Below are 15,007 nucleotides of genomic sequence, written 5' to 3'. Positions count from 1 at the left end.
TCTCCTGTATTTTTCCTTCAGTCACCATCCGGTTCATCATCCCTTGACCGCTCCCGCTGCAAGTCCGGATACAACCTGCTCCTGCAGCAGCATATAAACCAGGATACTCGGAATAATGACGACCATCGTGGCCGCAAACATGACGCCGTAATCACTGGCAAACTGGCTTTTGAAATAATAGAGCGCAAGCGGCAGTGTCCGGCTTTGATTGCCCGTCGTCAGAATTATAGCGAATTGAAATTCATTCCAGCAGAGCAGAAACTGCATCACACCCGCCGTGCCGAAGCCCGGCTTCGATATGGGCAGAATAATTCTGAAGAATGTCTGGATGAAGCTGGCACCATCCAGGTAAGCCGATTCCTCCATTTCCTTGGGAATTGTCAGGAAATAGCTTGATAGAATATAGAGCGAGACCGGCAATCCAAAGCCGGTATACACGATAATAAGTCCAATCAGCTTGTCGTACAGCCCAAGCGCGTTAACCGTCAAGTATAGCGGCTGCAGCATCGCTGCGCCGGGAATCAGCAGAGAAAGGGAGAACGCTCCCATCAGCAGCTTCTTGCCGCGGAATTGAAAGCGCGCCAGGACATAGGCTGCCATTCCGAGCAGAAGCAGGTTCAATACTGTTCCGAAGATCCCCACGATTACACTGTTGACGTAGAACCGGGAAATCGGCGCAATTTTGAAGGCCATGGCGTAATTTGAAAAGCGGAAGCTGCTTGGCCAGCCGAGCGAATTGCTCAAAATCTCGGCATTGGTCTTAAACGAAGCCATCAGCACCCACAGGAACGGACCCAGCGACAACAGGACAATCAGGAGCACAAACCCGTATTTAAGTACAGCCAAACCTTGTTTCAACATTCTCACCCCATCCGCTCCATTCAGTTTTGGGAGCTGCCTATTCTGAACAGATTTCGGCACAGCAGGACAAAGATCAAGCCAAAGCCGATTAGGAAGACGCCCACTGAATTGGAATAACCGAAGTTGTTGTCCATGAGTGCGGTCTTGTAAATATAAATGGGCAAATTCATTGTTTCATTGCCGGGTCCGCCGCCAGTCGTCATCAATATAATATCCATCTTCTGCAGCATGCTTGTTCCGGCCAGAATCACGCAGGTGCCGATAATATTACGCAGCATCGGAATGATGATGTACAGATTGATCTTCAGGTTGCTGGCCCCGTCGATACGCGCCGATTCAAAGAGACTTTCCGGAATGGCTGCGATCTCGGCCAGGATCAGAATGGTGACGACCGCCGCATAGGGCAACCAGGTCATAGTGACAGAGAAGAAGGCTGTTGCATAATCCATGAACCAGTTCTGAGCATAATCCGCATTCCCAAACAAACGGGCAATACTGTTCACCGCACCGAACTCAGGATTGAGCATACACAGAAACAGCATACCCACAGCTGCGCCCGAGATAATGTTGGGAAACATGTAAACCGTGCGTGCAAACTTCCAGTAGAATTCTTTCATACTGAGAATAATTGCGAAAATTGTGCCGGTGGCCACGTGGATTGTGGACTGGAGCACAACCCAAACACCTGTATTCAGAGCACTCTTGCGAAAATCAGAATCGTCAGTAAACAGCTGAATATAGTTAGCGAGACCGGTAAACACCGGTTTTCGTCCGGCCGACCATTCCGTAAAAGACGTACCGAACAGAATGACAAGCGAGACGGCATAGACAATAATAAACAATGCTACAGTCGGCAACAGGAAAAGCGCGATATACCCCCTATTTTTCCTAACCATCCATATAGTCCTCCCCAATCCTCAGCTTACTGTTTATTTATTTTTGGCTGCAATATCCGTCAGTTCCTTGGCAATCTCTTCTGCCGTTGACCGGCTGGAGACCAGCTTGGGATAAAGGTTCTTCCAGGCATCCGTTACGTTCGGATAGACGATGGAGTCAAGTGTTCGATAATGAAGCTGTGTCTTTTGCGCTACCGTTATAGATTCAACAATAATGGGATATTTCTGTTTAAGAGCATCCGAAGGCTGAATCTCATTCGATACCGGCATCACATTTCCATATTCAAGCGCGATGGCCTGTCCCTCAAGCCCCGTCTTGAAACGGATGAATTTCTCAGCGGCTTCGCGGGTTTCCGGCGTTTTGGCTCCGATCATATAGCCAACCTCATAGGTGGAAATCAGGCTGTTATTCGGATACGCTGCAACACCCACTTTTTTATCGAAATCTTTACTGCTTTTAGTCGGATCGCTGAAATCTCCAATCATCCAGGGACCATTGGCAATCATAGCCGCCTTGCTCTGGCAGAAGGCGTTGGCTGCATTGGCATATCCGGCGCCAAGCGCATCCTTCGTCGCATACTTCTCCAATATCTCCTTCATCATGGTAAGTGCCTGAATCATTTCGGGCGTATTGAAGTCGGCAGGGTGTAGTGTGTTCATGAACGATTTGCCGTTATCCCCGTTAGTGCCGATCATTGCAGCAAGAATCAGATTCGTCGTCCAGGCATTCTCCCCGGTCATCAGTGCCAGTGGAACAAAGCCAGCAGCCTTCAGCTTCTCGTTGTTGCTCATGAATTCATCCCATGTTTCCGCCGGCTTGATCCCTGCCTGCTCGAACATTTCTTTATTGTAGAAATAACCGATATTCTGCTTCTGATCGCTGATCGACCAGATCTTTCCGTCCCGGGTATTGGAAGCAAGCGCATCTTCTCCGATGGCTGCCTTCCATTCCGGGTCCTTGTCTAAATAATCATTGAAAGGGGTTGCAAGATTACCTTTGATTAAAACGTCATTAATTCCGTCTTTGCCCATGACGACATCCGGAACATCTCCGGAGGCTGCCAGAATTTTAATTTTGTCAACATATGCGGCATCACTTGGTATTTCTTCAACCACAACCTCCACTTCATTACCATACTTGGCATTAAACTGCTTGATCTGTTCTTCCTCCATCTTGGCTGACGCATGCGTGCCAACCCGGAATGTAAGATAAGAAATTTTCACCGGCGCCTTGGCAGCAGGTGCGGCATTTCCCGAGTCTGCTGTTACGGCCGCTCCGCTGTTCTCTGCTGAATTCTCTGATCCGCATGCTGTAATGGACAGAGTCAGCATCAGAGTGCCTGCTAAGGTAAAGCCCGCTTTGTACAAAGATTTTCTCACAATAAATCCCCCTCTAACTAATGATGGCTTAATGCAGGGCATAACCCTGCGGCCAATTACGGTTGTTTACAGCTCTCATTGTAAAACAAAGAAAAATGCGAATGAATTCGTTTTTCCGTATGATCTTTTATAATATCTTGAGCAAATAAGGCAAGGCAGCGGGATGAATGAAAGGGTTTTCAGATTTCTTTAACTCTTTATCGTTTTCTTTACTATCTGGCCGGAAAAGGCTGTATTTCAGTCTGCTCGGCTATCCGCCACAATGAAATGATTATATAATGGCTGTACTATAGAATCATCAACCAAGGAGCAACCTGCATGCCCAAAGATCAGATCCTGCAGCGGTTCAGCCTTCGCCACATTTCCGGATGTTTCACCAGCATTCCGGTAAGGAATAAAATTGTAATCATCATCTTTCTGCTGATTCTTCTGCCGATGACATTCGCCGGCTGCTATTTCTATTGGAACATTTCCCAGATTCTAACGAGAAATGCCAATGATAATCTGTCCCTTCTGATCCGCCAGACCAACGATAATATTGAGAAGTCCTTCCAAATTATTGATAATACCTCCCTGCATTTCCTCTCCAATAAAATGTTAAGAAACTGGTTAATCGACGATGTGTCTCTGAGCGATGACTTCTACAAGAAATTCGTCAATAAAAGTGAAATGGAAGAGGATTTGAAGTACAGCCTTATGTTCAACAATGCTTGGAATATCAGCCTGCTATCAACGGCCTATGTATTTTTTGATACCGACAACTATGTATCCGTTCTAAAGTCACCGCCAAATATTGAGCAAATTAATATGAACAATCTCGCTGTCTATCAATCGGTTAATGGCAGAATGGTTCGCGGCAAGGAAATTCTTACGCCAAGCCTCGGTGACCCCACCCTCTATTTCATACGGGTGATGTCCAATATCAACCTTCCCGAGCAGCGCCTTGTGCTGATCTTCGGCACGAATGAAGCAGATTTGGCAGAAGAATATTCCGGGCTGCTCGCCTTCCCGGGCGCTATGGCCTACATTATTGATAACCGGGGAGTCATCTATTCCAGTGCCCATAAGCAGGAGCTGGGTTCCATCGTTTCTCCTGACGTGTTGGAGCTGAAGGATAATACAGAAGTAAGTGAAGTGAAGCTAAACCAGGAGATCTACCTGGCAGCTTCCCGTAGCATCGGCACCACAGGGCTTACCTTTATTGCAGGCATTCCCAAGAAGCAGGTACTCGCCAAATTGTCCGGGAGCATGCGCAATTATATTTGGATTATCGCGCTGATTGCTTTCGTATCGCTTGCAGCAGGCGTTCTGCTGTCTCTTCGCTTTACCCGGGTCGTCCGTGATCTGCTGCGGAGTATCCGAAAGGTAAAGAAAGGGGATTACAACACAAAGATGCCGGCCTACAAAGATGTGGAGCTCAATCAGTTGAGTACCACCTTCAACAACATGACGGACGAAATCAATTATCTCATCAAGGAAGTGTATGAGAAGCATTTGCTGGTCAAGGAGTCAGAGATCAAATTCCTGCAGGCTCAGATGAATCCTCATTTTCTGTTCAATACGTTAATTACCATCGGCTACAAAGCGAAATTATCCAAAGATGAGACCGTTTACAAAATGGTAACCTCCCTTACAGAACTGCTTCAGGCAAGTATTAATTCGAACAGTCTGGCCAAAATCCCGATTCGTCAGGAACTGGACTTCATCAGATTTTATCTTTATCTGCAAAAAGAAAGGTTTGAGGACAAACTGGAGTATTCGGTCCAGATCGAGGATGATGCCATATTGGATCTGCTGCTTCCCAAGCTGAGTGTTGAACCCCTGGTGGAAAATGCCGTGGTTCACGGTGTAGAAAAAAAGCTGGGCAAGGGAATCATCCACATCCGCATTTACCGCCGGAACGATTCAGTCTATTTTGAGATCACGGATAATGGCAGCGGATTTGAGCATGTGCCCCGGAATTGGAGTAATTTCGAAAGCCTCACCATGCGCAAACAAGGCCACAACAATATTGGCCTGATTAACACGCATAAACGGGTTATGCTGATCTACGGCGAGCCTTATGGAATTAATGTCGAGAGCGAACTTGGGGCAGGAGCCAAAGTCACCCTGCACATACCGGCAGATCAGGGGGAACTATAACATGTATAAGGTCATGATTGTTGATGATGAGCCTGTTATCAAAAAAGGGCTGAAGTGCTTTATTGATTGGGATGTTCTTCAATGCGAGGTCATTTGTGAGGCATCCAACGGGATGGAAGCCGCAGAGCTGCTGGGCTATTATGATATCGATATTATTGTAACGGATATCCGTATGCCAGGGATGGATGGTCTTGCTTTATCGGATTATGTGCACCAACACTTTCCGCAGATTAAGGTTATTATTCTTACTGCCTTCGCAGACTTCTCCTATGCCCAAACGGCCATTCAATATGAGGTAGTCGATTTTGTAGTCAAGACCAATCCCACTGAGCAGATTCCTAGGGCCATTGAAAAGGCCACGCGGCTGCTGGAAAAGGACCGGGAGCAGAAGCAGAAGGTTAGGCAGCTGGAGAGCAAGCTCAACGACAATCTGTCCGAAATCAGTGAAAAATTTCTGAAGGAGGCCGTCGACGGCTTGATCAGCGACGAAGCCGGTTTAATCAGCCGCTCAAGCGAGCTGGGCCTGCAATTAGAGAACTATTTCGCGGTCTATATGGAGGTTAAGGAGATGGCGGGGGCAGGCCCCTATGCCTATGCCGGTGCCCCGGCGAATGACCATTACCGGTTCCTGGCCTCCATCCGCCAATTCCTTGCACTGGCCTTCGGGGAACAACCTTCTTATATTATGGCCATGGAAAAAAACACCCTGCTGGCTATTGTCTCCATGAGCGGCGGCAATGCAGCAGTCTCCACACAAGCCCTGCTCACGATTAGCAATGAAATCCTTGCCATGGCGGAGAACTTCAGGCAATGCCATGTCAATATCGGCATCAGCTTGATACACCGGGATGTGCTGACGCTGTCAAGGGCTTACCTTGAGGCCAAAGAGGCGCTGCAAGGCAGCTTTTATAACGATAATTATGTGGCTGTTTATATGCCTCATTCGAACCAGATAGTTACTCCCGGAGCTCCTCCCCATCACGCTGCTGAGCAAATTGTCGGATATCTGCAGCAAGGACAAAGCGATCAGGCAATCCAGCGGCTGGATCAGCTGCTGGAGAGTTACAGAAGCATTAAAGAGCCTATCGGGAATGTAAAGGTAGCCTGTCTGCTTATCGGTTCCTACTGTTTCCGTCTGCTGAGCACCAGTCAGCCCTTCGCGCCGGAGATGGATGAAAGTCAATCCGCAGTGTATAAGCAAATCCAGGAGAGCAAGAGCATTCAGCTGTTGGCAGATATCCTCAAGCGCCTGATCCGAAGCTGCTCAAAGGCAATGGCGCTGAATGACAGACAGCCCAATTACATCGTTATCGAATGCCAGAAATATATAAGGGAGCATTACAACCAGAACCTGAATCTGCAGATTATTGCCGACCATATCCACATTAACAGCAGCTACCTCAGCCGCCTGTACAAAAAAGTTACCGGTGAGTCCATCATCGACGTGATCAACAAGTACCGGATTGAAATGGCCAAGAAACTACTCAGGAATCCGGCGAGTAAAGTATTTGAAGTTGCGGAAGCAGTCGGTATTGAGACCCCTGCTTATTTCACCCATGTGTTCTCCAAATACACAGGAATGAGTCCCAAGGAATACAAGCTGAATTATTCACAGACCGAATTGGGATAAAAGGTGTAGCTTGTAGCGTCCATGAAACTCAAGCGCTGTCCCTGCAGAAATTCCATGGAACAGCTCCAGGAAATTGTTTATTTCCTAAGCTAAAATACAGACTATCCCCGAAAGGATAGTCTGCTTTGGCAGCTCACTTGGATTAATTTTTGGGGAGCGGGTCTGGATGCGCCGATTCTGCAGGTTTAGCCACCCAGTCATCAGCCTCCGGTTCGATATCGACGCCATTCTCCATCTTTTTGCGCTCGGCGAGAGAATCACCGTCTTTGTTTTCTTTATTGCGGAGATCCGCTTCGTTTTGCGTGTGATCTGACATGTGAATTCCTCCTAGACTTTTTTGGGCCACATAGTTATAGTTACCCGTTGACCTGGTTTGCAAACATTTTGCAGGATAATCCTGAATTATTGCACATCGGCTATTCGTAATATACCCGGAAGACAATGTCCTGCTCATAATTCCCGAATCCGCGGCCAAACAGGGTTAAACCGCCCCGCCTTCGGGTGGTGTCCTCCGCAGTAAGCCGGAAGATCCAGTGATCCTGCTCCCAACCCGCATCTTCAATAGTGACCGCAGAGATCTGCTGTCCGTCCACATATGTACCGCCTTTATTAATCCTTAGGACCTTGAGCAGCCCATATTGGTTGACATCCGAGTTCCACCAAGCCGGAGTAAGGCGTCCTCTCATTACCCCGAAGTCACCGGGACTGGTCCATTTCCCCAGCTCCATACCATTCAAGGTAAAGCTGATGTCCGAAGGCCATTTCTCGTTCACATGCGGTGCCTCTGAGCCGATTTCCATAGAGATCTCGATTTCCTGAACCGTCTGGTCCATAAAAAGATAGTTAGGAACCTTGTACTCGGCGTAACCTTTGGCAAACCATAAAATCCCCGCATCTACCCGTTCCGGATCGAGAAAATAACGCGGATCATCATAATACCCGATCAGCTTTTCCGTTGTGGCAATACCGCAGGTCGGCGAAGCTTGCAGATCGGTATAATGTCCGACAGGCACCGACACCTCGACCACTTTTCTGGCGATCCCCTTTGAACCCGACAGCTTAATCTGCAGGAAATTGGCTGACAGTGAACAGAACTTGTAGGTCCCTCCGTCGATTCGCTTCATTTGCGAGCTTACAATTCCTGCCTTTTGGAGCTTGGCGACATGGGAGCTCACGATTGCACTACTGAGATAAAGTCTGGCTGCCAGCTCTTTAATATGCATTTCCTGCGTGCCAAGCAGTTCAATAATCCGCAGTCTGACTTCACTGGCCAGCGCTTCATAGACCTTAAGGGATTCTGAATCCGTTGTTAAATACATATCCTATCCTCCATTACCCGTAATTGAATTAACATTTTTATTAATCCTTAATATTTATATTGCTTAGTATAGCTTGATATACGTATTATGTAATCAGTTATTACTTCAACGGATTAATATAATCATTAATCCTAAACAAAGGAGCAGGAAATTCATGACGATACAATCCTCGATGATTGTCGATAAGGATTTTAAGCTGGCTGAGGTGGACCCGCGGGTCTACGGTTCTTTCATTGAACATCTGGGACGGGCTGTCTATGGCGGTATTTACGAACCAGGACATCCAACAGCAGATGAGAACGGCTTCCGCGGAGATGCCCTGCAGGCCATCCGCACGCTCAATGTCCCGATTATCCGTTATCCCGGCGGAAACTTCGTCTCAGGCTACAACTGGGAAGATGGAGTTGGTCCCAAGGCTGAGCGTAAGCGCTCTCTTGAACTCGCCTGGTGGACGACCGAAACCAATCAAATGGGTACTAATGAATTTGCAGAGTGGGCTAAGCTGGCAGGTTCCGAAGTTATGATGGCCGTCAATCTCGGTACCCGCGGGATCGATGCGGCCAGAAATCTGGTCGAGTATTGCAACCATCCCTCCGGCTCTTACTGGAGTGATCTGCGGATCTCCCACGGTTATGCAGCCCCGCATGCCTTTAAAACCTGGTGTCTCGGCAATGAAATGGATGGTCCATGGCAGATCGGGGCCAAGACGGCAGTTGAATACGGGCGCCTTGCCAATGAAACAGCCAAAGCCATGCGCTGGGTGGATCCTTCGCTTGAGCTTGTCGCCTGCGGCAGCTCAGGCAGCGGGATGAACACCTTCGCCGAGTGGGAAGCTACTGTGCTGGATCTCACCTACGATAATGTGGATTTCTTGTCTTTGCATACCTATTACAATAACAATGAAGATGATACCCCCAATTTCCTGGCCCGCTCCCTGGATATGGACCAGTTTATCGACAGTGTAGCCGCTGTATGCGATTATATCAAGGCCAAGAAAAAGAGCAGGAAAAAGATTTATCTCTCCATGGATGAATGGAATGTGTGGAAGTCCCAGGGTTCAAGCCGCGCCGAGCAGCATTGGCAGGTCGCCCCGCCGGAATTCGAGGATGTGTACACGCTGGAGGATGCGCTTGTTGTGGGTTGCTGTCTAATCTCTCTGCTGAAGCACGCGGACCGGGTGAAGATGGCCTGCATTGCCCAGCTTATTAATGTCATTGCACCCATTATGACCGAAAACGGCGGCCCGCTCTGGCTGCAGACCACGTACTATCCTTATATGCATGCTTCCGTCTATGGCCGCGGGACCGTTTTGCACCCGCTCATTTCCAGTCCGAAATATGATTCCAAGGATTTCACCGATGTTCCCTATCTGGAAGCAATCAGTGTGTACAACGAAGAGCTGAACGAGGTAACTGTGTTTGCCGTTAACCGCCATCTGGCAGAAGGCTTGGAGCTAGCTGTGGACCTGCGCAGCTTCGGGGCTGTTACCGTGCTCCAGCATACCGTACTGGAACATGAGGATATTCATGCAACGAACACCCGAAGCAACCCCGGGACGGTCCTGCCGCATGACCGCGGCACTGCCACAGCAGACGGCGGACGCGTAAGCGCCCTGCTTCCCAAGGCTTCCTGGAATGTGATCCGGCTGCAGGTGAACGGCTAGTCCAGAGGTATTAATGATACATGATCCAGGCCACGAGCGGTCCGATAATGGAGCCGACGATAGCGCACACCGTCATCGCTACGGAACTCATGGAGACGGACTGTTCGCCATATTCCAAGGCTTTTGCCGTACCAAGTGCATGTGAAGCCGTGCCCAGACCGATCCCGATGCCGGACTCGCCCCGGATGCGGAACAGCTTGATGATGTAAGGACCGCCGATGGCTCCGGTGAATCCGGCAATCATCACAAATACGGAAGTCAACGAGGAATCTCCGCCCAGATTGCTGGAGATTTGAATCGCTACAGCAGTCGTAATCGATTTCGGCAGGACTGAAAGAACATATAATTTGGAAAACCCCATTCCTGCCGCCATCAGCAGGCCGCTGAACATCCCGACCAGAAGTCCGGTTACCGTACCCCCAAGCACTGCGGGAAGGTTCTGCCACAACACATGACGCTGTTTGTACAACGGGTAAGCGAGAGAAACAACTGCAGGTCCAAGCAGCTTGTTGATCCACTCGCCGCCGATCATATAAGTGTCGTAGGAAATATGAAAGCCCATCAGCAGCACAACCACTGTAAAGGTTGCCGTCAGGGCCGGTAGAAGTACGGGGAAACGATAACGTTTGTAAAGCATGGACATCAGGAGATAAATTCCCACATTAAGCAGGATAAAGCCAACTGCGAGCAAAAATCTCATGCTTCCTTCCCCTTCTCTCTAAGGCTTCCGGCGCGGTAGCTGTTTCTGCTTCTGCGTCTGGCGCTGCGGCCGGTGAACCACTGGCTGGAATGGGCCGTTACGACCATGGTCAGCACACTGCTCACCACGAGAATGGCAATCAGCAGGAGTCCTCTGCCGCTGAAAATATCGAGGTGGTTCATAATCCCGGCAGTCGCCGGAATGAAGAACATCGGAAGATAGGCCAGAATAAAGGAGGAGCCATTCTCAATCAGCTTGAGCGGCACGATTTTGCAGAGCAGCAATATAAACAGAAGCAGAAGCCCGACAATACTGCCCGGAACCGGGAGATGCAACAGCTTTTGCAGATAGTCTCCGGCCAGATAGAACGCGTACAATATTCCGACCTCGGCAATAATGCGGATGATTTTCATGATGCAGGAATCCCTTCAGTCTTAAAATGAATATCCTATGTAAAAATACTGACTATATTAGAGTAGCAGAACTTTCAGTAAATTTTCAATTATTTTTCGAAGCTTCTATGTATTTTCATGAGTGTAGATCAAAATAAATCCTTATATCCTAAAAAGAAACCTCTCCAGAGCGGGATCGTGTTCTCACACTGCCGCTCACATGGAGAGGTTTTTTCTATTTACATTACACCTCTTTACATTACACCCACTGAATCACTTGCCCGGCAGTTTGCCGAGTTTTCCCGCGCGGCTCATTGATCCGGTAACCAAAGGCCACCATACAGGATATCCCAAAATGCTCAGGGTCCATAATACCTTCAGCAGCCAGTACCTCTTCAAGCTTCGTCTTGTCGAAGCCTTCTATCGGGCAGGAATCGATGCCGATCATCGCTGCGGCGGTCATCATATTGCCGAGAGCCAAATACGTCTGGCGGGCCCCCCACTCGAACATGGCCCGTTCATTGTCTTTCAGCCCAAAGTCGACTTTCAAGAAAGTATCGTAAGTCTGCTGCTTACCTTCAGCAGCTTCGGGCGGCAGGTTCTGCACCTGCTCCATCATACGCCGGATATGATCCGATCCGGCGGCCATATCGCCGGGTTGTCTGGACAAGATCAGCACAAAATGGCTGGCGGTTGGCAATTGTCCTTGGGCCCCCCAGGCAAAGGGGCGCAGCTTCTCGCGGATTTCCGGGTTCTGCACCACAACAAACCGCCAGGGCTCAAACCCGAAGGAGCTTGGAGACAACCGTCCCGTCTCTAGAATAAACTGAAAATCATCTTCGCTGATTTTCCGGCTGCTGTCAAACACTTTCGTCGCATGTCTGAATTCAAAGGCGGATAGGATTTCATGCTTGGCTGCTGCTATCGCACTGGCTTCCATTTTACATACTCCCTTTCTATAACTGGACAAGTTAAGTTTGACTGATTATGGCTTACAAGCATAATATTAAAGTATATATAATGGAATTTATAGTACGCACATTTTTGTTATGTAGTATACAAATTGATACTATAGGAGTGATCCCCGGATGCGAAATCGAAAAGGCGGATTTGGCCAATGCCCGGACGGCAACGAAACAGCGTGCCCCGTAGAATTTACACTCGACGTTATTGGCGGCAAATGGAAGGGTGTGCTTCTATACCATTTAATGGACGACAAGAAACGGTTCAATGAATTCCGCCGTATCTGTCCCGGCATTACCCAGCGGATGCTGACCTTGCAGCTCCGCGAGCTGGAGGAAGACGGAGTGGTGCACCGCGAGGTCTACCATCAAGTGCCGCCAAAGGTCGAGTATTCCCTGACTGAATTCGGCCGGACACTGATCCCGATCATTATGCTGATGAGGGATTGGGGCGAGGAATACAAAATAAAACAGCTTTCCAAAGAAAGCTGCCCTAGTTGATTCAGAATTAGGGGTGCAGGCTTGATGCTGCACCTTTTTTTGTATGAACTGCTTTATTTATCCCCGTTGAAGAAAACCTCTGACTTCTCCCGGTGTTCATCCGTTACCTGTCCGGCGATTGCCCGAATGCCTGCCGCAATAATAGCTGCGTCATCTGTCAGTCCCAGACCGAGCAAGGCATCAGGAATAGCATCAATCGGAGAGATGAAATAGGCTAATGCTCCGAAGGCAATACCTTTTGCCCACAATGGAGTTTTGGCGTCAATGGCGCAATAGTACATCGCAATCGCATCTTTGGTAAAAGGAATTTTGCCGGCGAATTTTCTGGTTTTGCTCCAGAAGCTCTTCTGCACCAGCCTCTCATTCTCTTTGCTGTATTTGAAATGGTCCGCTACGAGTTCTGCGGGAAGCTTGTTTCCGTCCTTTTCCATTAGCGATCCCTCCTGTAATTGTAGACTAATCCTGGGCTGCCCCCAAATGCCGCTGAAAAAATATCGCCTTCTGACGGTTATGGAACTCGCCGACCTCATGTCCGGAGAATGGGTAATCCCAAATTTCTTTGGGCGCCGTAATGCGGTTATACGCAGCATAGATCGTTTCCGGCATACATACCGTGTCCTTCCAGCCGACAGACATCATTACAGGTGCAGTAAAGCGGTGCGCCAGATTCACAATATCGAAATAGGCAAGATTATGCAGAATGCGTTCCAGATGCTCCGGGTATCGCCTGATATAATCGGCGATCTCTGTCAAAGAGCTGGTTGAATTCAGCACCCCGAAATCCAACCGGCAAAGATTCGGAATGTCGGCAGCGACCGCAGCGACACGCGGGTTCAGCGCGCCTGCCAGCAGGGAAAGCCCGCCTCCCTGGCTGCCGCCGGTAACAGCGATGCGTGAGGGATCTATGCCGGGCAGCTGCGCGGCGGTATCCACGGCCCGGACGGCATCCATCGCCGCAGCCATGTAGTAGGAGTGCTCCTTCTCCAGGATCCCCTGGGTGATCCAGCCTTTGGCAACACCGCTGCTCTGGGGCAGCAGGTTTCCCGTCTCACCCAGCTGGCCCCGCACATCTACAGCCAGAACAGCATAGCCGAGAAGCACCCATGAGGCATAACGTTCCGGGTATCCCCGGTCCCCGGTATAACCCGGAAATGTAACGATACAGGGCAGCGCCTGCCGGGCTTCTGCATTCCAGGACGGCTGAATATGCCAGGCATGCACCGTGGTTTCATCAAATCCCTTGAAGCTGACTTTGTTAACCTCCATGCCCGGATAGGGAGTTTCTTCGGGAACAGTGGTAATGTGCAGCGGCTTCTGTTCATATTCCGCAAGGATTCCATCCCAGTAATTGTCGGCTGACTGTGCATCAAGTGTCGGTTCAGGACGGCAGTTTTCCAGTTCCTGCTTACGCAGTTCAATAGTATTCATAGCATAATCTCCTAGTCGTAGTCTTTGTTATTGCAAGTTCTTGTAAGCGTTATTAATATTAATAGTAATAATAATATAAATCCAGAGAATTCAAAAGGAGATGTTCATCATTCGATACGGAACTTTGGCGCATTCAGCAGGTTGTCTGCCGCTCCAGACCTTAACCTCCACACTGCAAGCCCACAATATCAGCTTCGTGCAGCTCGCTCTGTCCAAGGCAATACAGGATATCGACACTTCCCCCGGCAAACTGAGTCCCGGCTTGGCCAATTATATCGGCGAGCAATTCGACAAGGCAGGAATCCGTATCGGTGTTCTCGGCTGCTACATCAACCCCGTTCATCCGGACCCGGTGGTCCGCAGGGCAGAAATCGACCGTTTCAAGGAACACTTGCAGTTTGCCAGACAGTTCGGCGCACCGATGGTAGCTACAGAAACCGGGGACCTGCATACGTTTAAAGAGATAGAGCCTTACCGTTACGAGGAGATCGGTTGGGAAACGCTGCGGACTACGGTGGAAGAATTGGCCGAGGAAGCGGAGAAATGGGGCGTATTTCTGGGGATCGAAGGCGTCAGTACCCACACCTTATCCACCCCGCAAAAAATGCGCCGCCTATTGGATGAGGTGCCTTCCAGCTCCATAGGCGTCGTGTTCGACCCCTGCAATTGGATCGGTTACGAGGTGTCCCGGCAGGATGAAATTGTGGACAGCGCCTTCAGTCTGCTGGGTGACCGGATGATCCTGGCCCACTTGAAGGATATCTACCGCGAAGGGAACCATGTCCGTCACGGAAAAGCGGGCCAGGGGCTGTTCCACACTGCTGAATTCCTGCAAAAGCTTCAGACCTTCAAGCCTATGATAGATGTCTCCCTGGAGGAAATCACTCTACCTGAAATTCGGGAAACAGTTGCCCTGCTGACCGCTCTCGGGAATTGATTAATTGTAAAGCTTCCAGTTCAAAAGATGTGCGTCTTCCTCCTGCAGCCGCGAGCTTCCGGACAACGGACCAGCTCTCGGCTCTTCACTCATCCTCATTTTGATTAATGACCGGATACCCGGTACTTTTCCTGCCCTTCTGAATAAAATAGTATACAACAAGCATCGCTGCTGATGCTGGATTCTCCAGAAGGGA

15 protein-coding genes are annotated in these 15,007 nt (G+C 49.3%); 5 read left to right on the top strand and 10 right to left on the bottom strand.

Annotation, left to right across the window (positions count from 1 at the left end; translation table 11 throughout):
• Positions 1 to 36: 36 nt before the first annotated feature.
• Genes NST07_RS12905 through NST07_RS12895 form a run of 3 tightly spaced genes read right to left on the bottom strand, consistent with a single transcriptional unit; the run spans position 37 to position 3,137 of the window.
• Positions 37 to 861: a carbohydrate ABC transporter permease gene (locus NST07_RS12905; protein WP_341097637.1), complete on the bottom strand. Its 825-nt coding sequence runs from the start codon at positions 859 to 861 to the stop codon at positions 37 to 39.
• A 20-nt stretch (positions 862 to 881) separates the two neighbouring features.
• The gene (locus tag NST07_RS12900) at positions 882 to 1,757 is read right to left on the bottom strand and encodes a sugar ABC transporter permease (protein WP_341092206.1); all 876 of its coding nucleotides are present in this window, start codon (positions 1,755 to 1,757) and stop codon (positions 882 to 884) included.
• 33 nt (positions 1,758 to 1,790) lie between these two features.
• Positions 1,791 to 3,137, bottom strand: coding sequence for an extracellular solute-binding protein (locus tag NST07_RS12895; RefSeq protein ID WP_341092204.1), 1,347 nt, complete (start codon positions 3,135 to 3,137; stop codon positions 1,791 to 1,793).
• 318 nt (positions 3,138 to 3,455) lie between these two features.
• Here NST07_RS12895 and NST07_RS12890 point away from each other — a divergent pair, with 318 nt between their 5' ends.
• Positions 3,456 to 5,279 carry a sensor histidine kinase gene (locus NST07_RS12890; RefSeq protein WP_341092202.1) on the top strand — a complete coding sequence of 608 codons (1,824 nt, stop codon included), beginning with the start codon at positions 3,456 to 3,458 and terminating at the stop codon, positions 5,277 to 5,279.
• 1 nt (position 5,280) lies between these two features.
• Positions 5,281 to 6,909: a response regulator gene (locus NST07_RS12885; protein ID WP_341092200.1), complete on the top strand. Its 1,629-nt coding sequence runs from the start codon at positions 5,281 to 5,283 to the stop codon at positions 6,907 to 6,909.
• Positions 6,910 to 7,051: 142 nt separating this feature from the next.
• Here NST07_RS12885 and NST07_RS12880 read toward each other — a convergent pair whose 3' ends face one another.
• Both NST07_RS12880 and NST07_RS12875 read right to left on the bottom strand, forming a co-directional pair.
• A complete protein-coding gene (locus tag NST07_RS12880) occupies positions 7,052 to 7,225 on the bottom strand; it encodes a hypothetical protein (RefSeq protein WP_173139976.1) in 174 nt (57 codons plus the stop codon).
• 100 nt (positions 7,226 to 7,325) lie between these two features.
• Positions 7,326 to 8,228 carry an ArsR family transcriptional regulator gene (locus tag NST07_RS12875; RefSeq protein ID WP_341092199.1) on the bottom strand — a complete coding sequence of 301 codons (903 nt, stop codon included), beginning with the start codon at positions 8,226 to 8,228 and terminating at the stop codon, positions 7,326 to 7,328.
• Positions 8,229 to 8,382: 154 nt separating this feature from the next.
• Between NST07_RS12875 and NST07_RS12870 the strand changes: the two genes are divergently transcribed.
• Positions 8,383 to 9,891, top strand: coding sequence for an alpha-N-arabinofuranosidase (locus NST07_RS12870; protein ID WP_341092195.1), 1,509 nt, complete (start codon positions 8,383 to 8,385; stop codon positions 9,889 to 9,891).
• A gap of 10 nt (positions 9,892 to 9,901) precedes the next feature.
• Here the strand turns inward: NST07_RS12870 and NST07_RS12865 are convergent, their stop codons facing one another.
• From NST07_RS12865 to NST07_RS12855, 3 genes are all read right to left on the bottom strand, one after another.
• Positions 9,902 to 10,591, bottom strand: coding sequence for an LrgB family protein (locus NST07_RS12865; RefSeq protein WP_038590072.1), 690 nt, complete (start codon positions 10,589 to 10,591; stop codon positions 9,902 to 9,904).
• Complete coding sequence (locus tag NST07_RS12860) at positions 10,588 to 11,004, bottom strand: CidA/LrgA family protein (protein ID WP_340898994.1); 417 nt, start codon at positions 11,002 to 11,004, stop codon at positions 10,588 to 10,590. Before NST07_RS12860 ends, NST07_RS12865 begins: the two co-directional genes overlap by 4 nt.
• A 238-nt stretch (positions 11,005 to 11,242) precedes the next feature.
• Positions 11,243 to 11,923, bottom strand: a complete 681-nt coding sequence (locus NST07_RS12855; protein WP_342481701.1) for an NAD(P)H-dependent oxidoreductase — start codon at positions 11,921 to 11,923, stop codon at positions 11,243 to 11,245.
• Between the two features lie 148 nt (positions 11,924 to 12,071).
• Between NST07_RS12855 and NST07_RS12850 the strand changes: the two genes are divergently transcribed.
• A complete protein-coding gene (locus NST07_RS12850) occupies positions 12,072 to 12,446 on the top strand; it encodes a helix-turn-helix domain-containing protein (RefSeq protein ID WP_342481700.1) in 375 nt (124 codons plus the stop codon).
• Between the two features lie 53 nt (positions 12,447 to 12,499).
• Here the strand turns inward: NST07_RS12850 and NST07_RS12845 are convergent, their stop codons facing one another.
• Positions 12,500 to 12,877: a YkvA family protein gene (locus tag NST07_RS12845; RefSeq protein ID WP_341378248.1), complete on the bottom strand. Its 378-nt coding sequence runs from the start codon at positions 12,875 to 12,877 to the stop codon at positions 12,500 to 12,502.
• Between the two features lie 25 nt (positions 12,878 to 12,902).
• Entirely contained in the window at positions 12,903 to 13,874 is a 972-nt protein-coding gene (locus NST07_RS12840) for an acetylxylan esterase (RefSeq protein WP_341378246.1), read from the bottom strand.
• Positions 13,875 to 13,998: 124 nt separating this feature from the next.
• Between NST07_RS12840 and NST07_RS12835 the strand changes: the two genes are divergently transcribed.
• Positions 13,999 to 14,811, top strand: a complete 813-nt coding sequence (locus tag NST07_RS12835) for a sugar phosphate isomerase/epimerase family protein (protein ID WP_341378245.1) — start codon at positions 13,999 to 14,001, stop codon at positions 14,809 to 14,811.
• Positions 14,812 to 15,007: the final 196 nt, after the last annotated feature.

Origin of the sequence: Paenibacillus sp. FSL L8-0340 (genome assembly GCF_038593145.1) — a bacterium.
Lineage (GTDB): Bacteria > Bacillota > Bacilli > Paenibacillales > Paenibacillaceae > Paenibacillus_AQ.
Note: the sequence above shows the minus strand (reverse complement) of the source record. Positions and strands in the feature narration are given on the sequence as shown.

Coding starts and splice junctions, on each gene's coding strand:
- NST07_RS12905 (WP_341097637.1), bottom strand. CDS start 861: ATGTTGAAACAAGGTTTGGCTGTACTTAAATACGGGTTTGTGCTCCTG.
- NST07_RS12900 (WP_341092206.1), bottom strand. CDS start 1,757: ATGGTTAGGAAAAATAGGGGGTATATCGCGCTTTTCCTGTTGCCGACT.
- NST07_RS12890 (WP_341092202.1), top strand. CDS start 3,456: ATGCCCAAAGATCAGATCCTGCAGCGGTTCAGCCTTCGCCACATTTCC.
- NST07_RS12885 (WP_341092200.1), top strand. CDS start 5,281: ATGTATAAGGTCATGATTGTTGATGATGAGCCTGTTATCAAAAAAGGG.
- NST07_RS12880 (WP_173139976.1), bottom strand. CDS start 7,225: ATGTCAGATCACACGCAAAACGAAGCGGATCTCCGCAATAAAGAAAAC.
- NST07_RS12875 (WP_341092199.1), bottom strand. CDS start 8,228: ATGTATTTAACAACGGATTCAGAATCCCTTAAGGTCTATGAAGCGCTG.
- NST07_RS12870 (WP_341092195.1), top strand. CDS start 8,383: ATGACGATACAATCCTCGATGATTGTCGATAAGGATTTTAAGCTGGCT.
- NST07_RS12865 (WP_038590072.1), bottom strand. CDS start 10,591: ATGAGATTTTTGCTCGCAGTTGGCTTTATCCTGCTTAATGTGGGAATT.
- NST07_RS12860 (WP_340898994.1), bottom strand. CDS start 11,004: ATGAAAATCATCCGCATTATTGCCGAGGTCGGAATATTGTACGCGTTC.
- NST07_RS12855 (WP_342481701.1), bottom strand. CDS start 11,923: ATGGAAGCCAGTGCGATAGCAGCAGCCAAGCATGAAATCCTATCCGCC.
- NST07_RS12850 (WP_342481700.1), top strand. CDS start 12,072: ATGCGAAATCGAAAAGGCGGATTTGGCCAATGCCCGGACGGCAACGAA.
- NST07_RS12845 (WP_341378248.1), bottom strand. CDS start 12,877: ATGGAAAAGGACGGAAACAAGCTTCCCGCAGAACTCGTAGCGGACCAT.
- NST07_RS12840 (WP_341378246.1), bottom strand. CDS start 13,874: ATGAATACTATTGAACTGCGTAAGCAGGAACTGGAAAACTGCCGTCCT.